Origin of the sequence: Nostoc sp. UHCC 0252 (genome assembly GCF_034931145.1) — a bacterium.
Lineage (GTDB): Bacteria > Cyanobacteriota > Cyanobacteriia > Cyanobacteriales > Nostocaceae > Nostoc.
In genome coordinates this window covers 1-21,439 of the sequence record NZ_JAYGHE010000103.1, presented here as the reverse complement: position 1 = coordinate 21,439, position 21,439 = coordinate 1, and the positions used below count along the sequence as shown (strand labels likewise).

The 21,439-nt window shown below is 41.9% G+C and carries 20 protein-coding genes, 1 pseudogene and 1 CRISPR repeat array; of the genes and pseudogenes, 14 read left to right on the top strand and 7 right to left on the bottom strand.

All coding sequences use genetic code 11. The features are described 5' to 3' along the window. Nucleotides 1-64: 64 nt before the first annotated feature. A CRISPR array of direct repeats spans nucleotides 65-826; the repeat unit is 37 nt; unit sequence GTTTCAATCCCTAATAGGGATTTTGATGAATTGCAAT. 995 nt (nucleotides 827-1,821) lie between these two features. Both VB732_RS32745 and VB732_RS32740 read right to left on the bottom strand, forming a co-directional pair. Next, the gene (locus VB732_RS32745; RefSeq protein ID WP_323235008.1) at nucleotides 1,822-2,166 is read right to left on the bottom strand and encodes a hypothetical protein; all 345 of its coding nucleotides are present in this window, start codon (nucleotides 2,164-2,166) and stop codon (nucleotides 1,822-1,824) included. Then, on the bottom strand, nucleotides 2,138-3,628 hold the full coding sequence (locus tag VB732_RS32740; protein WP_323235007.1) for a BamA/TamA family outer membrane protein: 1,491 nt from the start codon (nucleotides 3,626-3,628) through the stop codon (nucleotides 2,138-2,140). Before VB732_RS32740 ends, VB732_RS32745 begins: the two co-directional genes overlap by 29 nt. A gap of 504 nt (nucleotides 3,629-4,132) precedes the next feature. Here VB732_RS32740 and VB732_RS32735 point away from each other — a divergent pair. From VB732_RS32735 to VB732_RS32715, 5 genes are all read left to right on the top strand, one after another. Continuing rightward, entirely contained in the window at nucleotides 4,133-4,339 is a 207-nt protein-coding gene (locus tag VB732_RS32735) for a hypothetical protein (protein ID WP_323235006.1), read from the top strand. 78 nt (nucleotides 4,340-4,417) lie between these two features. Further along, nucleotides 4,418-4,885, top strand: a complete 468-nt coding sequence (locus VB732_RS32730; protein ID WP_323235005.1) for a DUF4870 domain-containing protein — start codon at nucleotides 4,418-4,420, stop codon at nucleotides 4,883-4,885. 33 nt (nucleotides 4,886-4,918) lie between these two features. Beyond that, entirely contained in the window at nucleotides 4,919-6,016 is a 1,098-nt protein-coding gene (locus VB732_RS32725; RefSeq protein WP_323235004.1) for a Gfo/Idh/MocA family oxidoreductase, read from the top strand. A gap of 7 nt (nucleotides 6,017-6,023) precedes the next feature. Next, nucleotides 6,024-6,269 (top strand): HNH endonuclease, encoded by a 246-nt coding sequence (locus VB732_RS32720; RefSeq protein WP_323235003.1) that lies wholly within the window; start codon nucleotides 6,024-6,026, stop codon nucleotides 6,267-6,269. A gap of 36 nt (nucleotides 6,270-6,305) precedes the next feature. Next, nucleotides 6,306-6,539 (top strand): hypothetical protein, encoded by a 234-nt coding sequence (locus VB732_RS32715; protein WP_323235002.1) that lies wholly within the window; start codon nucleotides 6,306-6,308, stop codon nucleotides 6,537-6,539. 320 nt (nucleotides 6,540-6,859) lie between these two features. Here VB732_RS32715 and VB732_RS32710 read toward each other — a convergent pair whose 3' ends face one another. Continuing rightward, complete coding sequence (locus VB732_RS32710) at nucleotides 6,860-9,598, bottom strand: DUF3536 domain-containing protein (RefSeq protein WP_323235001.1); 2,739 nt, start codon at nucleotides 9,596-9,598, stop codon at nucleotides 6,860-6,862. Between the two features lie 527 nt (nucleotides 9,599-10,125). Here VB732_RS32710 and cax point away from each other — a divergent pair. From cax to VB732_RS36070, 6 genes and pseudogenes are all read left to right on the top strand, one after another. Then, complete coding sequence (gene cax, locus VB732_RS32705) at nucleotides 10,126-11,217, top strand: calcium/proton exchanger (RefSeq protein WP_323235000.1); 1,092 nt, start codon at nucleotides 10,126-10,128, stop codon at nucleotides 11,215-11,217. Nucleotides 11,218-11,441: 224 nt separating this feature from the next. Continuing rightward, the gene (locus tag VB732_RS32700) at nucleotides 11,442-12,581 is read left to right on the top strand and encodes a protein kinase domain-containing protein (protein WP_323234999.1); all 1,140 of its coding nucleotides are present in this window, start codon (nucleotides 11,442-11,444) and stop codon (nucleotides 12,579-12,581) included. Between the two features lie 487 nt (nucleotides 12,582-13,068). Continuing rightward, nucleotides 13,069-13,782, top strand: coding sequence for a helix-turn-helix domain-containing protein (locus VB732_RS32695; protein WP_323234998.1), 714 nt, complete (start codon nucleotides 13,069-13,071; stop codon nucleotides 13,780-13,782). Next, nucleotides 13,782-14,684, top strand: coding sequence for a DUF1822 family protein (locus tag VB732_RS32690; RefSeq protein ID WP_323234997.1), 903 nt, complete (start codon nucleotides 13,782-13,784; stop codon nucleotides 14,682-14,684). Before VB732_RS32695 ends, VB732_RS32690 begins: the two co-directional genes overlap by 1 nt. Nucleotides 14,685-14,705: 21 nt before the next feature. Next, nucleotides 14,706-15,725: pseudogene (locus VB732_RS36075) on the top strand (CHAT domain-containing protein); the annotation flags it as partial. Between the two features lie 114 nt (nucleotides 15,726-15,839). Further along, a complete protein-coding gene (locus VB732_RS36070; protein ID WP_416235795.1) occupies nucleotides 15,840-16,892 on the top strand; it encodes a PstS family phosphate ABC transporter substrate-binding protein in 1,053 nt (350 codons plus the stop codon). 193 nt (nucleotides 16,893-17,085) lie between these two features. On the opposite strand, the gene gndA is transcribed toward VB732_RS36070, so the two are convergent. After that, nucleotides 17,086-18,516, bottom strand: coding sequence for an NADP-dependent phosphogluconate dehydrogenase (gene gndA, locus VB732_RS32680; RefSeq protein ID WP_323234995.1), 1,431 nt, complete (start codon nucleotides 18,514-18,516; stop codon nucleotides 17,086-17,088). Nucleotides 18,517-18,731: 215 nt separating this feature from the next. On the opposite strand from gndA, the gene VB732_RS32675 reads away from it, so the two are divergent. Beyond that, complete coding sequence (locus VB732_RS32675) at nucleotides 18,732-19,469, top strand: Ycf66 family protein (protein ID WP_323234994.1); 738 nt, start codon at nucleotides 18,732-18,734, stop codon at nucleotides 19,467-19,469. A 45-nt stretch (nucleotides 19,470-19,514) separates the two neighbouring features. Here the strand turns inward: VB732_RS32675 and VB732_RS32670 are convergent, their stop codons facing one another. The 3 genes from VB732_RS32670 to VB732_RS36065 form a co-directional block, all read right to left on the bottom strand. Next, a complete protein-coding gene (locus tag VB732_RS32670; protein ID WP_323234993.1) occupies nucleotides 19,515-19,967 on the bottom strand; it encodes a nuclease in 453 nt (150 codons plus the stop codon). Continuing rightward, a complete protein-coding gene (locus VB732_RS32665) occupies nucleotides 19,964-20,248 on the bottom strand; it encodes a hypothetical protein (protein WP_323234992.1) in 285 nt (94 codons plus the stop codon). The genes VB732_RS32670 and VB732_RS32665 overlap by 4 nt, the downstream gene beginning before the upstream one ends. An 89-nt stretch (nucleotides 20,249-20,337) precedes the next feature. Next, on the bottom strand, nucleotides 20,338-20,502 hold the full coding sequence (locus VB732_RS36065; protein WP_416235794.1) for an HNH endonuclease signature motif containing protein: 165 nt from the start codon (nucleotides 20,500-20,502) through the stop codon (nucleotides 20,338-20,340). Between the two features lie 102 nt (nucleotides 20,503-20,604). Between VB732_RS36065 and VB732_RS32660 the strand changes: the two genes are divergently transcribed. Continuing rightward, a complete protein-coding gene (locus VB732_RS32660) occupies nucleotides 20,605-20,868 on the top strand; it encodes a hypothetical protein (RefSeq protein ID WP_323234991.1) in 264 nt (87 codons plus the stop codon). Next, nucleotides 20,849-21,256 (top strand): type II toxin-antitoxin system VapC family toxin, encoded by a 408-nt coding sequence (locus VB732_RS32655; protein ID WP_323234990.1) that lies wholly within the window; start codon nucleotides 20,849-20,851, stop codon nucleotides 21,254-21,256. The genes VB732_RS32660 and VB732_RS32655 overlap by 20 nt, the downstream gene beginning before the upstream one ends. Nucleotides 21,257-21,439: the final 183 nt, after the last annotated feature.

The following is a 21,439-nucleotide window of genomic DNA, read 5'->3' as shown; positions in this document are numbered from 1 at the left end:
TCTAATAGGGATTTTGATGAATTGCAATTTTTCCATCAAAGCCGTCGCCACCACCATAAAAAGAGTTTCAATCCCTAATAGGGATTTTGATGAATTGCAATCCGGCAATCCCTCGGTGCGGCGTTGGTCTGGTGAGTTTCAATCCCTAATAGGGATTTTGATGAATTGCAATAAATCCTAAAGTCAGCAAGCGATACCTATTCCCAAGTTTCAATCCCTAATAGGGATTTTGATGAATTGCAATCTTCATAAATCGGAATTAGCTTTAAGCAGTATTCCGTTTCAATCCCTAATAGGGATTTTGATGAATTGCAATCTTAGGCGTGCAAGTCTGTAAGCTGATCGCGCTGTTTCAATCCCTAATAGGGATTTTGATGAATTGCAATCTTTAGCTCCTCAGTTCTGGTTTAAATTCTCATGGTTTCAATCCCTAATAGGGATTTTGATGAATTGCAATAGCCGCGCTTAATATAGCAATACGTTCAGCTTTTGCGTTTCAATCCCTAATAGGGATTTTGATGAATTGCAATTGAACTAGGTTTCTTCAACCTCAAGCTCGAAGAAGGTAAGTTTCAATCCCTAATAGGGATTTTGATGAATTGCAATTTACAGATAAATCGTATAGGGTAGGTTTAGATAAGTTTCAATCCCTAATAGGGATTTTGATGAATTGCAATTTTCGATCGGAATGATATGTAAATCTGCCCAGTCTGTTTCAATCCCTAATAGGGATTTTGATGAATTGCAATCTTAAATCATGCGTAATTTTGGTAGCAGTCCTGGGTTACGGTTTCAATCCCTAATAGGGATTTTGATGAATTGCAATAGCGGGAGCCTGAAACCCAAGCTGTATTTAGTTTTCAAGGTGCGGTTGCGCGATTCTTGAGCAATCATAGCATTAGAGAATTCGTTTGGAAAGAGTGTCAGGAAAATTTAAAGGCTGAAACCCAATTTTTGTAAGCATTTCAGAGATTGCGCGGATAACGAATGGGTAATTAGCGGGGTGAAATGCTTGCTGGTGTGGGGATAGAGGCACTTTTTTAGGGCTGTGGAATTTGTACACCTACCCTTTCGCGCATCTGACATACAAGAACCTCAGCAAAAGGAAACTCAGCAGAGAATACATGGTGTGAAGTACTCCGGCTTGCTACGCTGAAGCCGGAGCTTCAAAATAACAACCATCATCGTTTCGCGTCTCATTCGCCGTTGCCACGTTGGGTATATCACAAGGATATTCGGGACTAAACCCGATGATGGCCTTACACAGCGTTTCTACTGGTTGCCCAGTTTTATCTCTTCATGGAGAGAACCCGCGCAGCCGTCCGCCAACCGAGGACAGTTTTATTACTTTTCCGTACACCTCTGTATGGCTTATTTTTACCGCAGGACGTAACCATGCGAACCAGTGACCGAAGTCTTTCCCCCTTTCTCTCGCTCTTAGTCTAGGCAAGCGTCTTACCGCTACTGTGGCCGTTTGTTATATGAGTCGAGTGGGTGGGTCAACAACCATTTACATCATAACATATATGTATCCATAGCGGTGATACATCATGAAAGAAAGATCCATCAGAGTTAGATTGTCGCAGAAACGAAATGACAAGCTTAAGGCTTATGCGAACAGCAAAGAAAAAACAGTTACGCAGTTGGTCGAAGATTGGATCGATAGGTTGCCTAGCCCCAAGATTGACGACTCCTTATCCAACCCACTCCCTAATCAATCAATAGATTGATATTGGTCGGAGTTGGAATCGTCGCCGTCCGCTCCCTATCCCCACCCTATGAGTACATTGAGGGTGGGGACTTCCGCGACACGTTAAAACCTTATAATACTGCTCGTCGCAATTCTGGGAAAACCTTGGATACCTTGTTTAACACATAATCACCATAAGTTCCGCGAAAATCATGGATGTTAGCGTTATCCCAGCCTCGACACGCTTGTTTAATTTGAGATGCAACGGAATAGAGATTTCCTTTTCTAGAAACCAAGGTGCTGATATCAATAATCGGGACAGATGAAAACTCTTTCTCTACAACTTGCAAGTTTTTCATAATACCCGCCGCAATTTTTTCAAAAATACCAAAATGAGCGATCGCTTCTCTCCCATTTTGTCTCAATACAAGGTAAAAATTAATGGAATTAAAATCGTTGACCTGTAGTAACTTCAAATCTAACTTCTCCTTGGTCGCTAATTCCTAAGTCGCCTCGAATCAACCCAAAAGGTGAGTTCAGCCGCAATCCTAAGCCGTAACCAAAGCCGCTTCCTGGTTTATCTCGTAAGACTCCTGGTTCTCCTAACACGGTATCGCTAGACCCAAAATCTGAGGCGAAGTCAGTAAAGACAACTCCCCCTACTGACTGAAAAATTGGGAACCGATATTCCACCGAAGCTAAACCATAACTCCGGCCACTGGCAACTTTACCATAACCGTAACCTCTGACAGAATCTATTCCGCCAATATTAAAAGCATCGGCTGGTGGGAAGTTTCCAATAGTTGTGCCAATTTGTAAATTAATCGCCAACATCTCTGGATTATCTGTTGATCTACCATTACCTATCCAACTAACTGGAAAATAATGAATATAATCTCCTTGTAAGCGATTGCTGGAAATATTCCCCAGTCCGATGGGAATCGCTTGTTCTGTGCTGAAGGTGAGAATTGATCCTTGAGTCGGATTGTCTCGGCGATCGCGTTGATCTTTGGATACAGCAAATGATACTGTAAATAGGTCATCAATTCCAGTCCCGCTCACAGATAGAGGACTCCCCAATCTATCGACCTGGACAACGTTATATTCTTGATTGCGTAGACTAATTCTGGTATAGTTGAGCGCTACAGATGTATCCCACTCATCGAAAGCTCGTAAAAGTGCTACAGAACCACCAAATCTTCCTTCTCGCACTTTGCTGCCGTTAGCCAATCTGATATCGTCATTGAAGGTTCCCGATGTATTTCGACTACGAAAACCTCTAATGCTATAGCCTAAATGGTTTGGTTCTTCAGAACGATAACGACTAGTGAATTGACCATTAAATTGGACATCTCTAGTGCTGAACTGCAAAACTGTATTTAATCTATCGTTCAGTCCGCTAACATTTTCATCTCTATAACCCACCCTACCGTATAGCCCAACGTCATCGTTATTACCGCCTCCTAAAATGATAGAAGGGAAGCTACGTTCTTTGATTGCATAAACGATATTAACATTAGAAGCGTCTTCTTTAGAGTAGACATTGACTTGATTAAATGACTCTAATCTCCTCAATCGTTGTAAGTCTGCTTGAAGTAAATCTTCACGGAATACCTGACCTGGTTTGAGTCTCAGCAAACCAATGATAAAATCTTTCTGAGTTCGCCCTCTGATTGGCAGACCTCTGTTATTAATAAAACGAATCTGAATATCTTTGACGACTTTTTGGGAAATTTCCAGTGTCTGGCTATCTCCTAAACTAACTCCTATATAATCACCATATTGGGCGTATCCTCCCTCTATATGGATCGTAGCTTCTGGTGTCGCAACTTCACTAGCTCCATCTTGAGTAGATGATTGCGAGTCTGCAAGGGCCTCTAGATTTTTACCACTCACTAACATTGCTGCGATCGCAACTACAGTTATTTGAACTCGCATATTGAAGATTCTTTAGTGTTATTAAGTTTACAGCATAGAGCGGATATCTTATGCGTAAGTTATCGAAACAGAATTCAGGAGTCAGGAGCCAGAATTCAGAATGAATTTTGAACGAAAGAGCGGATGAATCAAGGGATTGAAGACCACTAAATCGTTCGCGCAGCGTCTCTGAAAGAGAAGATTTAGTGGTACAACAATTCAGTGGCGGGTCTGAATCCCCCACTGATTAATTCTGACTCCTGAATTCTGACTTCTTCTTCAAATATTAACCTTGCTATTGAGTATCCCCACTGGTTGCTTGCGCCAGTACTCAGTATAAACTGTCAGATTGTTTTCAAATTGCGATGACCTCCGGTCTAGGGTGTTGACTCTATGCTTTTTGAGGAGGTAAAAAATCATGCAAAATTTGTGTAGTCATTGCGAGCGGAGCGAAGCAATCCCAGGCGATTGCTTCGCTCCGCTCGCAATGACAGGAGAGATATTTTTGACTCTCACAAAAATAGCATGAACCGAAAATCACTAAATTTCATCAAAATCAACACCCTACCTCCGGCCGGTCGGAGACCATCGCCTGCGGCGGGCGGTTACGCCATCACTCAAGTTGATAAAATCCTCAAAAGCTTAGAAGTTGCGCTGCTGCCACAAGAGGGTATACTCTGGGAAATAGAACCTTTTATCAAAAATTCTGAAAGAGAAATACTTAGCTTTTAAGTTTTTGCTCTTTTTCGGCTTTTTATAGATAATTACAGTGGGTAATTATCTGATAAATCCACTTACACATAAAAAGCCATGAGATCAAAACCTAAACAACAAATGCGTATATGGGCGGTGTTGTGTCATTTCTCGGCTTTATTAGGATGGATATTATTGGTTTTTCTAGTATTTCTTGGTATTCCTTTATATTTACCTTTAAATCTTTTAGCACCACTACTGATTTGGCGATTAAAAAAAACCCAATATCCCTGGATTGATTTACAAGGGAAGGAATCAATAAATTTTCAATTTTCTTTAACATTATATACCTTAATCGTCATAGCAATATCATTAATTTTATTATCAGTTAGTTTGAGTATAATTTTGACTAACAACGGTTCATCTAATGAAATAAAAAACACTTTAAACGGCTTGCTAGCTGTACTTATGTCATTATTGTCATTCAAACTGGTATTACAATTGTTTGTAGTGACTTTTGCCTCCGTCAAAGCTTACAAGGGTGAGCATTATCGTTATCCTTTGACAATTAGAGTTTTACGATAATAAAAATCACATAAATATAGGAACAAAAATTATATGATTGGAATTGCGATCGCAGGTACTGGATTTGGTCAAAAAGTCCACATACCGGGCTTTCAAGCACATCCTCAAACTGAGGTAGTTGCTGTTTATCACCGAGATATAAATAAAGCCAAAGCTATAGCAGAATCCTATAATATTCACCACGCTTCTGATTCTCTGGCTGAGATTGTGGCATTACCAGAAGTGCAAGCAGTCAGTATCTCTACACCGCCATTTTTGCACTATGAAATGGCAAAAACCGTATTGCACGCTGGGAAACATTTATTACTAGAAAAACCTACAACCCTAAATGCAGTTGAAGCTAAAGAACTTTATCAGTTAGCTAAAGCAAAAGGCGTTATTGCAACTGTAGACTTTGAATTTCGCTTTGTACCAGCATGGCAGTTGTTTGCTGAACTATTATCAGAAGACTATGTAGGTAAGTTGCGCCTAATTAAAATTGATTGGTTAGGTTCTTCTCGTGCTGATACTTCACGCCCTTGGAATTGGTATTCTGATAAAGAAAAAGGAGGCGGTGCATTAGGATCTTTGGGTTCCCACGCCTTTGATTACATTCACTGGTTATTTGGGCCAGTCCGTAGATTAAGCGCCCATTTAACTACTGCGATTCCTACACGAATTGAACCTGTTAGTGGGGAATCTAAGCCAGTGAATACAGATGACAACTGTATATTAACCCTGGAATTAGCGAATGGTACACCTTGCCAACTTTCTATCAGTGCAGTTGTTCACGCACCGAGAACCCATTGGGTAGAAGTATATGGCGATCGCGGTACATTAATTGTAGGCAGTGAGAATCAAAAAGATTATATCCACGGTTTTCGTGTTTGGGGTTCCCAGCCAGGTAAACCCTTGACGGAAATAGAAATACCAAATCGGTTAATTTTTCCCAAAAATTATGCTGATGGGCGCATCTCAGCATTTATCCGCGTAGTAGACCAATGGGTGCAAGGAATTGAACGCAATCAGGAAATTATACCATCGCTGCGAGAAGGAATTTATTCTCAGTTGTTGATGGATTTATCCCATGAATCTCATACAAAAGCAAGTTGGGTAGATGTACCAAGTTTGGAAAAGTTTATTAATAACTAGAGAGAAAATGAGCAAAACTCCCCGCATTCGTATCCCGCCAGAAGTGAAAAAATATGTTTTTGAACGTGACAAATATCAGTGCCAAAGCTGCGGTGAAACTACCGGAGAAACTAACCTCAGTATTGACCATATTATTCCCCTCTTTCGTGGTGGTCAAAATGATATTAGCAATCTACAAACCCTCTGTTTAACGTGCAATCAGCAGAAATCAAGCAACATTGATTCCCGCTTCCAGCGATATTTTAAACTTTAGGTTAGGATTGGATGAGCTATTAATTTATCACGATCTATGCCTCAAAATCACAATAGCAATTCTCTAAGATTGTTCAATATTAAAACTACGATTTTTTACCTCTTCGCGGTCATAGCTGTTTTAATAGTATCCTTTCCTTGGTTATATGAGATTAAAACGAAAGCTGGGATCGATATATCACGTAGTCGCCATGCAGGAACCTTTTTTGAGAAACATACCCACGGACTCTTCAGGTGTGAATGGCTTTATCCTTACCATTGCGATCGCTAGTTAAGTAAAAGAAATTAAAAAGAAAAAGGGAAAATTTTCCCATTTTCCTTGCGTGAAATTTTTATCCGAACTTGATTGACCTCGTTCCCAATCTCTAACTGGGAACGAGGTTTTGACTTAAGTTGACACCAATGCATGGCTGTGATGCGCTACCCGGATTTCTCACCACACCTCTTAAAGCCTGCACAAGTGCCGGGGAGAGTAATAAGTAATGAGTAAGAAGTAATAAGTAAGAAGTTTTTACTTATTACTCATTACTCGTTACTCATTACTTCTCCTCTGCTCCATCAAACGCCTTGAGAAGAGTGAGAAATGCGGGGCTACATCCCTAACTGATTTGAGATCACGCTAACATCAACAGCTAACTTTTTACCCAACTTGAGCAACTGAAGACACTGATTACCTGCTTCATTCCCAAAGCTAGTAATACACACCGGCGCTATCTGACTTTGCAGACAACTAAAATAGAGTTCTTGCGATCGCTGTAGGGAAACATCAATATTTAGTTGATCCCCGACATCAATCAATCGCTCCAATATCTGGATATCTGCATTAAAGCTACCATTGGCATCGTGCAACAATTGCCAAAGCGATCGCGCAATTAACTGTTCTAACATCTGCTTACCGTCGGGAATATTCAGCCGACAACGCAGATGTTTTGCTTCAGTAGCGATCGCTTCCAATTCTAATATGTGACTCCAACTCTTTTGGGGATCAGCGATATCTTGCTCAAGCGATCGCAATGTCATCAGACAGCGATGCCCCAAAGCAATATCGGCTGCTACCTGCAATTCTTGCGGTACTGCTATTTCATCTCGATGAAACGCCATCAGCACACCATAATTATCACGGTACGCTTGAGTATACAACTGCCCTAAACGTGTCAGCGTTTCCTGACTAAGCAGCCCCATAATCCGGTGGCGTTCTTCAGCAAATAGATTTTGCAAGTTGAAAGCTTCTTCGCCAAATAGCTGTGTCATTGCCAAGATAGTATGAGCTGCACTAGCTTGTTTTAGTGCGCCAAATAGCTTTTCTTTTAATTGGCTATAGTCACGCCGTCCAGTAAATTGTTGAATGCAGCAGTGAAAATCCCAGCCTCCCAAATGGAGAACCGCAAATACCAAATGCTCACTTTCCCAAGTAATCTCTGATACCAGCTTTAAATTTCCTACAGCCAGAGTTAGCGATCCCATGCGTTGCAGTTGGTAATCTAGCTCATTAGCAGCGTAGCAATAAACCTTTTTCTGGTAACGCTGAGACTGTTTATCAGCAGCATCCTTTCTAGGCAAAGAATTGTGCGTTTCTGCTGGTTTGTGATTGGTAAATAAGGAAGTAATGGCGTAATGGGCTGCTACTTGCTTAAAGCCAAGCTGGGCAGTTAACACGAGTTGCCGATAAATTTCGCCACCGTGTTTGAAGTCATCGACATTGCTGGGGGCTAAACCAAGACGTTTGACGAAGCCCTTTTCCAACTGCACACCAGCCACTTCCCCTGCTAATTCCAAAGCACGGCCGGCGTAGCGGAGAATTTGTGTCCCCTCTGGACGGGAAATTTCTTCAAAAAACCAACCGCAACTAGTGAACATCAATAAAGCGTGACGCTGCATTTCCAATAGCCGGAGAGCGTCTACTTGTTCTGCTGCGGTTAGTTTGTGGGTTTGATGACGGGCTAGGAAACGGTTGACATTGGTAGCAGTGCGATCGCGCAGTATTTGGATATATTCATCTCGTGCTAGCCAGGGATCACGAAATAACTGTCTGCCATGTTCTTCATACACCTCAGTTAGCTGATCCCGCAGCCAATTTAGGGAATCCCGCAAGGGACGACGCCATTTCTGATGCCAAACACCACCTTCTCCACCGCAACCACAGTCATCTTGCCATCTGTCTACACCGTGGGCGCAACTCCAGGCTGTGACTGACTTTAATTCCACTTCCCAACCAGGAGAATTGAGGCTGAGATAGTGAGCGAAGTTCGTCACCGTCCAACCTTGCTGGGGAAACTCTTTAGTAAAGGCGTAGGCTAAAGTTTTCTCAGTTCCCTTCTTGTGATGTCCGAAGGTTTCACCATCCGTTGCCACAGAGATTAACTGTGTCGGACGATGATCCCCACGCACGGCCGAGCCGATACGTCCAGCAAAGTGGCTGGAATTATAAACGACATCACTAAAACCCATGTCCCGCGATATCGGGCCATCGTAGAAGAAGATATCAATGTAAGGGGGGGAGTGGGGAGTGGGGAGTGGGGAGTGGTTACTATCCCCATTCCCTTCCTTGATCGCACTCAGAGGCGAAGATGAAGTATCTAATGTGGGCTTCAAATAACAACGATAGGGACGAGTAGAATCAATCTGACTACCGCCAACTTCGATCCATTCGGGATTGGGATGATCTTGAGTGGGGGCGGGACGGCAACGCAGTGCTTGAGATGGTGCAAGGATAATAAAGCGAATACCCTCAGCAACAAGAGCTTCGAGGGTGGCATAATCCACACCGGTTTCTGCTAACCACATCCCTTCGGGATCACGGCCAAAGCGAGAGCGGAAGTCTTCTTTACCCCAGCGAATTTGGGTATATTTGTCGCGTTCGTTCGCCAGAGGCATGATGATGTGATTGTATACTTGCGCGATCGCATTGCCGTGACCATGCAAGCGATCGCTACTCTTGGCATCCGCCTCTAAAATGCGCTGATAAACCTCCACATCGTAGCGTTCTAGCCACGACATCAGCGTTGGCCCAATATTAAAACTAAAATACTCGTAATTATTGACGATTTTCACCACTTCGCCTTGGTCATTTAAGACTCTGGCAAAGGCATTCGGACGATAGCATTCCCAATGAATCCGCTCATTCCAGTCATGGAAAGGTGCAGCGCTCGGTTGGCGTTCAATTGCGTCCAGATAAGGGTTTTCCCTTGGTGGCTGGTAAAAATGACCATGCACCGTCACATAAACACCATTAGCCTTTCTCAGGGGATCGGTTTCATGAGTGTTTTTGGGATCTGAATGTAATGTTAACGTTGAGCCAGAGCTAGCTGGCATTTCAGCAGCAGAAGTCATGTATATTTATCCAAAACAAAAAACTTGCAGTTGCACCGAAAACATTGTGCGTAAAGCTTTCTACAATAGTTTGGGCACAAAATCCGGTATAAACAACAACTATGGGATCCAACCAAATTATTGACAAATCTTTCTTATTCTAGTGGGAAATCTGCGTTATCGCACAGCCCTTTCCCTGAAGGCTTAAATGTAATTAGCCATTGAACAAGGAATCGGTTAGGGGTTTTGTAGTTAGCAGCGCCAATCAAAATTTTAATTGTCTTTTAATACATTAAAACCCATTTTTGGTGTAATAATTTGGCTCAAATTCATACTTTTGCAACAAAAAATTACGAAAACTCCTTAAATCGCAATCTTATTTTACATACAGACTATTGAACTGAAAACCGTACAATTTCTGAATTGCTCTACAGGCGGTTGAGAGTATCCTATTGGAGTGCTGAGTAAAAGTAATTGTTAATTCAACACTCCAAATTTAAAATTCAGGATTTATCGCTGTGAATGATACCTTCATACCAAGGCAACAAATGTCAACTAAAAACATTATTCTTCTGGTTTTATTACTATTTATCCCAGTTTCTCTAGCAGCCCACTTTCTGGAGTGGGGAGAATTGACAGTTTTCATTACAGCTGGATTGGCAATTTTGCCCTTAGCAGCTTGGATGGGTACAGCCACAGAAGAAATTGCTGTTGTAGTGGGGCCTTCAATGGGGGGCTTGTTAAATGCTACCTTTGGCAATGCTACGGAACTAATCATCGCCTTAGTAGCGCTGAATGCTGGATTAATAAATGTAGTCAAAGCTAGTATCACGGGATCGATTATTAGCAACTTACTACTGGTGATGGGTTTTTCCATGCTTTTGGGAGGACTGCGCTACAAAGAACAGACATTTCAGCCAATTGTGGCGCGGGTGAATGCTGATTCGATGAATTTAGCGGTGATTGCCATGTTGATGCCAACGGCAATGAATTATACCTCTCAAGGAATTAACGAAGAAACACTGCAAAATCTTTCTATTGCTGTTGCTGTGGTGTTAATCCTGGTTTATGCCTTAACGCTGCTATTTTCGATGAAAACCCACTCCTATCTATATGATGTGGGTGTAGCGGAGACAGAAGAAGAGGAAACCCCTCATGCTAAACCAAATATGATGTTGTGGGTTGGCGTGTTGCTAGTATGTACCTTAATGGTGGCAATTGAGTCAGAAATGTTGGTCGATTCTCTAGAAGTGGCGACATCTCAGCTAGGTTTGACGGCGCTGTTTACCGGGGTGATTTTGGTTCCCATCGTCGGTAACGCGGCTGAACACGCCACAGCAGTCACCGTAGCAATGAAAAATAAAATGGATCTTTCCCTTTCGGTAGCTGTGGGATCAAGTATGCAGATTGCCCTATTTGTCGCGCCCGTGTTAGTTATAGCAGGGCGGATATTAGGACAACCAATGGATTTAGATTTCCAACCCTTTGAACTAGTAGCTGTGGTTGCGTCAGTGTTGATTGCAAACAGTATTAGTTCTGATGGTAAATCCAATTGGCTCGAAGGCACTTTATTATTAGCTGCTTATACAGTATTGGGGTTTGCCTTTTACTTCCATCCAGTTATAGAAGGTATCGGCTAGTTAGCTAGTAGCAGTACGACACCGAATAGCCCGTCGTAGATATTGCGTATAGGTTAAACTATGAGCCATATCTACGACGGGCTGCGCCTACGCTCTTGATTATGAGTAATGACTTGCTCTAAAGAGCAGAAAGCGTCAAAGCCTGATACTGGATAATTAGTGAATCTAAACCCCATTTTATCTGGGACAGGAGAAAATAAAGAGATATAAGAGCGATCGCCTGTATGAGCTACTGCCTTAATCCCCATTGTCCCAAGCCTGAAAATCCCAATCATGTCAATTTTTGCGTGACTTGCGGTGCAAAATTACTCCTCAGAGAACGTTATCGTGCTATCAAACCAATCGGACAAGGTGGTTTTGGCAAAACCTTCTTAGCTGTGGATGAAGATAAACCCTCAAAACCACGCTGTGTAATTAAGCAATTTTATCCTCAATCTCAAGGCACTAACACTCTGGCAAAAGCCGTAGAGTTATTTAACCAAGAAGCGGTGCAGTTAGATGAATTGGGCAAACATCCTCAAATTCCCGAATTACTGGCGTATTTTACCCAAGAAGACCGGCAGTATCTTGTACAAGAATTCATTGATGGGCATAACTTAGCCCAGGTATTAGCGCATAGAGGTGCTTTTAGTGAAACGCAAATCCGGCAACTATTGAATGATCTATTGTCAGTTTTGCAATTTTGCCATGCTAGACACGTAATTCACCGTGATATTAAGCCAGAAAATATTATTTTACGCGAGAGCGATCGCAAACTAGTTTTAGTAGATTTTGGTGCTGCTAAATCTGCCACTGGCGCTGCCTTAAATCAAACTGGTACTAGTATTGGTAGTCCAGAATATGTTGCCCCGGAACAAATGAGGGGTAGGGCTGTATTTTCCAGCGATATTTACAGTTTGGGTGCTACTTGTATTAATTTATTAACAGCGCGATCGCCCTTCGACTCTTATGATACAAGCAACGATGCTTGGGTTTGGCAGCAATATTTGAAAACTCCTGTTAGTAATGAGTTGAGTCGCATTCTCAACAAAATGTTAGAAAGCATTCCAATTCGGCGTTATCAAACAGTAGACGAAGTTCTCAAAGATTTAAATCAACAGTCGCAAGTAGCAGCCACACCAGCAATAGCGCCAAAACCTATCCCTCAATCAGCACCCAATTCTCCACCCACATTTGTATCCCCATCTCCTAGTCAAGTTGATCAGGAACTAGAGGAAATGAAAACCCAATTTTTGGGTGGCAACAAACCTAAACCAAATAAAATACAACCACCAAACCCGACATCTCAGCCTACGAGTAAAAGCAAAATAGATGAAGAATTAGAAGAGTTAAAAGCAAAATATCTTGGTAATAACAATCCTTAAAAATCAATCTACTCAAACAATTTACATCAGCCCTTTGCCTCGTATTTATTTTTGGCTGTTTTGTAATTTTCAGGACTTACGCAAAAATTGCCGAAAAGCTTAATTTATCGTTCGCGTAGCGTGCCGCAGGCATACCGCCAAGACGCCAAGAACGCCAAGAATTCGTAGAGTGTGCGTAAGTCCTAATTTTATGAAATGAATTACCCTAAAAGCTCAGATCCCCGACTTCTTTGAGAAGTCGGGGATCTTGTTGTTCATGAAAAAATCAGTGTAAAACCTTAATTTCCAAGGCTTTTGGATTTTAGTTTAACTGCGTGCCATGCTCTCTATGAATTTTCTCTAGCAAGAGTAATAAAAACTTGTTGATATTTATAAGATTCACACGTAATAAGTCAATTAAAAATCAGGTAAACTCAAGCAGCAAAAGCTTTGTTGTCTTTCAGGTAAGCAATTAACAGCACCATAGCAGCTTGGGAGCAAAACCGTTGTGGATGAACAACTTAAAAAACTGATTGATGAGGTATGCAGCTACCCAGACCCCAGTCTAGAAAGGCAGAAAGCATTAAATAGACTGCTTATGGTCGTTCAACAACTCCCTGGCATTTATAAGTCTGGACACCAAGACTATTTAGAAGCCTTAAATCAAACTTGGGAATGGGTGAGCCGGAAAATTTGCAAGTTTGAAGCGCGTTCACAAAGTGACTCCAAAGGAGTATCGCCTTCTTTCCAACAAAGCCTAGTAATCTGGATTAATGGCTATCTCAAGTGGCGCATTAAAGATTTATACAGACCAGATAGTAATTATACCATAAGTTTAGACAGACTTACCCGTAACGATGAGGGTGACGAAACAACCCTGCTGAATATTTTGCCAGACCGTCAGTCACAAACTATTTCTTTAAATTTGTTGGATATCAAAATTGCCCAAATCCAAGAAGTTGAGCGCCAATCCCTTGGTAAACGTATCTGGCAATATATTGAGCAAGATGAAGAGGGAAAATTAACAGCTAGTCATCCCCGCAAAAATCCAGAATGTCATTGTCACTTATTGGCAATGCGCTTACTTCTGGAACAACCACCTCATAAAATCGCTGATATTGCCAGAGAGTTAAATATAAGCAATCAAACTCTCTACTCCCACTGGAAGAAAAATTGCCTTCCCCTGTTAAAAGAGATTGGTATGAATTTCGGATCTGACTAATGACTAACACACAACCACATATTTTAAGTGTCCCTCTCCCCCAAAATGCCCACCGTTGGGCTGAGGAATTTGCCACCCAGCAAGATAACCCCCAAAAGGGGAAACAAGTTTATCTGAATACTTTGGCTGTTTATGCTGTTCACAGCTACCTCAAATGGCTGAACATTGAGACAGCCTTAAATCAAGGCGACAGTTGGCATCATGCTTTAAGGGCAATTTTTGATGTTGCTGATTTAGTCTTGCCGGGTGTCGGTAAGCTTGAATGTCGTCCAGTATTACCGGGTGAGGCTGCTATAGTCTTGCCTCTAACGATGACACAAGAACGCATTGGTTATGTAGGAGTTCAGTTTAGTCAGCAATTAGATTATGTAGAATTACTAGGATTTCTCCCAGCAAGGGAGACGGCTGAATCACCAGCAATACTCCAAATAGCACAACTGCAATCCTTTGATCCTCTTTTCGAGATTATACATAGACGAACGCTATTAATAAATCTGCGTCAATGGGTTACAGGAATTTTTGAGACAGATTGGCAACCGCCAGAGTTAGTGTTTGCTAATAATTTGAGAAGTAGTAGCACAATAATTCGTTCAACTAACTCCATCAGTCGGGCGAAGGTGATTAGCTTGGAAAGCCAAGTGCTGTTGTTATTACAGTTAACTCCTACAGATAGTGAAGTTTTTGATATTCGCCTGCGGATTTACCCTGGCGATGATTCTATTCATCTGCCACCAGATTTACAAATGATTGTCCTTGATGAAGCCGGGAACACTGGTATGGAAGTGCAAGCAAGGGATGCAGACGACTGGATGCAATTAGAGTTTAGCTGCCAACACGAGGAAAAATTCAGTGTCAAAATAGTGTTAGGGGAAACAAGTCTGACGGAAGAGTTTGTTGTTTAAGACAAACAAAAGGAGACAGGAATGGCGATCGTCAAGTTGAAACTTAGACACAACTCACAAGATGGGTTTCTGGTAATTCTGACGGCAAAGAATTTGGATGAAGAAACGGAAGGGTTTTTGCCTCCATTACCACCAGATTTAGAATCATCATTTAATGAATGGCAGTCAGCTTATCGTCAAATCGAAGCTGTACGTTCTTGTGTTGCTCCTGCACCGGGATTGCGTCTTACACCTAAAAGTGTGACGATTCATTCCCATGTAGAACACACGGGAGCAGTCAAAAATTATCTGAATCAATGGCTCAACTCTGGAGATAGCAGGTGGCAACCAATCCGGGATAGATTAATTGCGATCGCTCAACAATTAAATCAGTCAAATGATGAGATTCGTGTGATCATTGATGCCAAAGATACCTGTTTACGCCGCCTTCCTTGGCAAGCATGGAATTTATTAGAAGAACACTATCCCAACGCTGAAGTTGCCCTCAGTGCGCCCAAAAACTTCAATACTAAGATAAATAAACTAGTTCCTCAAAGTACTAAGGTCAGAATTTTAGTTGTTGTGGGCAGAAGTGACGGCATTAATACAAAAGATGACTTAAAGGTAATTCAAGACTTAGAGAGAGATGGAGTAGAAGTACGCTGTTTAATTAAGCCTAGCCGCCGAGATTTGTCTGATGCTTTTTGGGAAGAACAAGGCTACCATATTTTTGTTTTTACGGGACATAGTGGAAGTCAAGAAGATGGACAGATAGGTTGGATTGAACTTAACGACAAAGAAAGTTTAACTATTGAGGAATTTAAGGAGGCTTTAAAGCAAGCCATTGATAAAGGATTACAATTAGCAATTTTTAATTCTTGTGATGGTTTAGGATTAGCTAACCAACTTGCCCAAATACATTTACCTCAAGTTATTATTATGCGGGAACCTGTCCCAGACCCCGTAGCCGTAGATTTTTTAAGGTATTTTTTCCAAGAATTTACCCATAATAATAAGTCACTATTTAGTTCTGTAAAAAAAGCCCGCAAACGCCTAGAACATTTTAAGTCTGATTATCCAGGGGCAATTTGGCTGCCAACAATTTGTATTGAAGCTAATGTAGAACCGTTGACTTGGCAAGGATTGCGCGAAAGCTCTCCGCTAAAGCCGGCTTCAATCAAGCCAGAGGGTTCAACTCATCAATCAAAGAAAAATATCAAGCTGTGGTTATTAATTGGTTTGCTTGGTGTAGTAATCTGTGGTGGTCTAACCTATTTTCTTGGGAAAAAAGTCAACTCCGATTTAGTTGAGAAAAAAGTCAACTCTAATCTAGTTGTAAAAAAAGTTAACTCCGATTTTAGTTCAGTAACTGCTCCCGAAGGAACGTGGTTTTATGGTGGCAGCACATCTTGGGCAACAATTCGGAAATATATAGATCCTGAAATCAAAAAAGCACATCCACAGTTTCAATTACGCTATACCGATGCGATTAATGCTACACCAGGTTCCGGTACAGGAATTCGGATGTTATTGGAAGGACAACTGACGTTTTCTCAATCTTCCCGTCCGATCGCAGACAGAGAGTATCAACAAGCTCAACAACGGGGATTTAACCTAAAGCAAATTCCAGTGGTTTTAGAAGGATTAGCGATCGCTATTCACCCCGATCTGCAAATTCCAGGGCTAACCTTGGGGCAAATCAAAGATATTTACATTGGTAAAATAACTAACTGGAATCAGGTTGGCGGCCCTAACCTAAAAATTACTGCTTACTCCCGTCGTTTTGAAGACGGAGGCACTGTAGAGTTCTTTGCTAACAACGTTCTCAATGGAGAAAAAATTGGCAGTAATGTAGTATACGTTTACGATACAACGGATGGACTGAGAAAATTAGCAAGCGATCGCGGTGGCATTTACTACGCTTCGGCTCCCGAAGTTGTCCCCCAATGTCGAATTAAACCACTGCCAATTGCTAAACAAGGGAACAATTTTGTAGCTCCTTACACAGAACCTTTGATTAAACCCGATCAATGTCCGAAGCAACGAAACCAGCTAAACATCGATGCTTTTAAAACAGGTCAGTATCCAATTACACGCCAAATGTTTGTCGTAGTCAAGCAGAATAATAACAGTTTAGAACAACAAGTTGGTGAAGCATACGCCAAAATGCTACTAACAAATCAAGGGCAAACACTGATAAATGAAGCTGGATTTGTGCGTATCCGTTGAACAAGAGGCAAGGGAGCAGGGGGCAGGGAGCAGGGAGCAGGGGAGGAAAAGTAGTTTTGATTCCAAAAACGGGATAATTTGTTTTTTGGAGTTCCCTAAAAAGAAAGTGACTCTGAAACTCAGAGCCACCCTTAAAACTGTATTCTGAAACTTTTTAACCTTTCACAATATCCTGACGTAGGTGTGTGAAAATTTACTTCTTAGCTTCAGCAATGGGAACCCATTCAGTGTGGAAACTTCCGGGCTTATCAAGACGCAGGTAGGTATGTGCGCCGAAGTAGTCGCGTTGTGCTTGAGTTAGATTTTGAGGCAAGCGATCGCGGCGATAGCTGTCAAAATAATCCAAGGATGCGCTAAATGCGGGTACTGGAATTCCCACTGTTGCAGCTGTCGCAATCACTTCCCGCCAAGCAGTCTGTCTGTCGAGAATTGTCTGCTTAAATTCGGGAGCTAACAGCAGGTTAGGCAAAGCTGGATTTTCGCTAAAAGCCTTCTTAATCTTATTCAAAAAGCGAGCGCGAATAATACAACCACCTTTCCAAATCCGCGCCATTTCGCCCAGATCCAAATTCCAGTTATATGTTTTTGAAGCTGTGGATAGCAACGCCATCCCTTGAGCATAAGAACAGATTTTTGAGCAATAGAGAGCATCGCGTACTTTGTTGATAAAGTCCTTGGTTTGCCCGTCATACTTGCCACTGGGGCCTGTGAGGGCTTTAGATGCTGCAACCCGCTCCTCTTTAATCGAAGAGATAATCCGGGCATTAACTGCTGCTGTAATTGTAGGAATAGAGACTCCCAATTCCAACGCAGTTTGTACAGTCCAGCGTCCAGTTCCCTTTTGACCTGCTGCGTCAACAATCAAATCCACCAGGGGTTTTTTTGTTTCTGGGTCAATATATGGGAAGATATTCTTCGTAATCTCAATCAAAAATGAATCGAGTTCATCGGTGGTGTTCCATTCAGCAAACACATCATGTAGCTGACTGGGGTTTAATCCAGCGACATTTTTCAGCAAATCGTAGGCTTCAGCAATTAGCTGCATATCGCCATACTCAATGCCGTTGTGTACCATTTTGACATAGTGGCCAGAACCACCAGGGCCAATATAGGTTACACAAGGGCCATCATCGACTTGGGCAGCAATTTTGTTGAAAATTGGCGATAGAAACTCATAAGAGCTTGTTGTACCTCCAGGCATCAGTGAAGGCCCATTTAGCGCTCCTTCTTCACCGCCACTGACACCCATACCAAGATACCGAAGTCCTGCGGGTTCTAATTCCTGAGTGCGTCGTTCTGTATCTTCAAACCAAGAGTTGCCACCGTCGATAATGATATCGCCTTCCTCTAACAAGGGTTTGAGTTGAGCAATCACCGCATCCACTGGCTTACCAGCTTGCACCATTACTAGAATTTTGCGGGGACGTTCCAATAAGGCAACGAATTCTTCCAAGGTAAAAGCGGCTTTGACGTTCCGTCCTGTAGCACGCTGCGCCATAAACGCATCCGTTTTTTCTCGGGAGCGGTTGTAAACTGCAATTGGGAAGCCATTGCGCTCCACGTTTAGAGCGATGTTCTCACCCATAACGGCTAATCCAATCACACCAAAGCTTTGTAGTGTCATAAAAAATTTCTGGCTAACTCTTGCAGATCCTTTACCTATAAGGGTAGTCCGATATTTTCCGTTCTCCCCTAAAGAAGACCTTAAGACTTGAATAAAGGGCAAAAATCCGCAACTAATGCGGCTAATTAATTTTAAATTGTATCTAAATCAACAATTGACTGGCAAAATTTGCAAAATTGAAATAATTCAAGAACGCAGTAAGGAGTAACCAAATAATGCTGGCATTTGTCCTAGCTTTAGTGGTCGGTCTTGGTAGTTTAGCCATTTATATAGCAGCTTTCTTTTTTCCAGAAATCCACCGTAAGAATGACTTTATCTGGAGTGGCGTAGGACTGTTCTATGCTTTAGTCTTATGGGTGTTTGCACCACGCATTACTGGAGGTTTGTTGCTGGGTCATGTGGCTAGTGTGGCTTTATTGGTCTGGTTTGGCTGGCAAACTCTATCATTACGTCGCCAACTGACCCCGCAAGTACAACAAACTCAAGTACCTAGTCCTGAGACGGTGAAAACTGGCATTCAGGAACAGGTAAATAAATTCTCCCTTCAGGAACGGCTAGGCCAGCTGCAAAAAGGTCTTGGTAGTACTTTCAGTGGCGTGAAAGACAAGGTACAACAAACTGGGAGTAAAAAAACACCCACAACCCCCAAACCTGAAGACATTACCTCTGTACTGGCAGAGAAACCTACTGTTGAGATTATCGACAAAACTACTGCCATACCAGAAAAACCAGTAGAGGAGACAGTTACTACCGACACCGAAGCCAAAACCGAGAGTGTACCAGAAGCGATTCCACCACATCCCCCATCTCCCGAATTAGTGGAAGCAGCGCAACCAGATTTAGAAATTGAGGAGAAGCAACCGATTCCTGTAGAAGAAATTGCGCCGGATGCGGTACTCGCTCCCCCGGCGGAAGCAACACCTGAAGAAATACCGCCTAATCAAGGTAGTTAAATTCTGTGAAACCCACCATTAAACTAATATGATGTTGGGTTTCACTCAACTTACTTTAATGTTTTGCCACAAATCGGCTGCAACAAACCTAGATAAATGACCAACATTAGTTGTTGCAATCGCAACATCTGCATCGATAATAGTTACAGCTTGGGCTACTAAAATTATGTCACCGTCAATTGTCTTATCACCAGCAGTTGGTTGTCCTTGTTGACGAGCTTGTGCCCAGAATAATGCAGCTTGACGCATTGCAGCTGTTGTGATGGGTAAATATTCTAGAAGTTGGTTTAACTCATCTAAACGAGCAATACCTTTAACTTTGTTTGCTCGTAATAATTCTCGCCGCACTTCATAATCGGCGATTTCAGGAATTATAACTCGACTGCCAGAGGGAACGAGTGTTTGCAACCATTGGGTGCAAGCCAAGCTTTCAGCAGACAACTTTGGATTTGTGACTAAACCTAGTGGCCCTGAATCTAACAGAATAACCTGATTCACCAAGTTATACCTTTTAACTCAACAGGGAATAATTTACGATCAGATAAACGATCCTCATCTAAGGCTTGAATTAAGTACTCTCCTGTTTCTTGCTGCTCATCAGCGTCACCTTCATCAATCCAAGACTGAAGCGCATTGACTAACTTAGACTGTTTCTCTTCTCGCAGAATATATTCTTGCAAAATCTGCAAGGTATATGTTTCGACAGAAAGCCCTTGCTGTTTAGCTTGTTGTGCAAGATACTGTTCTAATTCTGGTGGCAAGTTCAGGGTTAAGGTCATAAGTCTCTTTTGAGTGACACCATACATTTTAAACCTGCCAAACCAGAAAAATTCGGATTACCTACGGATACAGAGATATCGCTGGAAGACTATCGTTTTATATTCTCTCTACGGGTTTTCTCTACATGGGCTTTACGTGTCAGCAATTGCAAATTATCGATGGTAGTTAAACCACCCTGAGACATCGGTTTAATGTGATCAATTTGGAAATCTCTCCGCATCTGAGTTTTAACTTTACTGTCTGCACAAGTTATAAATCCTTGTGCATCTGTTTACTAAAATCCCGCAACTTTAGTCGTGGGGAATGCGTTATTTATATTAAAATTAAAAATTGGAAAATCAGGAGAGATTAGCTAATGCACGATTCTGAATGGAGAATTAAAGTCTTAGAAGAAGTGCAGAAAATCCCAGATGCTAAGTTATCACAACTCTATGAGATGATTCACGGATTTCGACTAAGCTCAGAAACTAACAATCATAATGCTGCTGCTATCATGCAGTTCGCAGGTTCCTGGAGCGATATGTCAGAAGAAGCATACGGCGAATTTTCAGACGAGATTGCTATCCGTCGTCAGCAAGCATTTTCTCAAAGGCAAAACCGTGAAACCAGCATTGATTGATACTGATATCTTGTCCTTGTTTTTCCGAGGTAATACTAATGTAGTAGCTCAGTTTCAGAATTACTTGATAACCTATCGTAAAATCAACATTAGTATTATCACTTATTACGAAATTCTCAGTGGGTTAAAGCACCGTGATGCCCAAAAGCAACTCGCTTTGTTTTTGGAGTTTGTCGCCCAAAATACTGTCTTACCCCTTACCGAACAATCAGTCACCTTATCCGCAGATATTTACGCAAACTTGCGCCTTGAAGGGATTCCCATCGATGATATTGACTTGCTCATTGCTGGGGTTGCGATCGCCAATAATCTAGTTATGATCACTCATAATCAGCGCCATTTCGGTAGAATTGAAGCACTAGAGTTGCAAGATTGGAGTCAAGATTGACGTGCTTTGATTGCGATAAAAGTTACGCTATCCATTTTATGCAGCGATCGCAGTACCATCAGAATGGATAGAAGCACACATCTGAAGTGGTTATAACAAAATTCCCGACTTTTAAAATAAGCCGGGAATCTGAGCCTTTGCAACAGGTAAGGCACTACCAATTAGCTATCAAAACCTTAATTT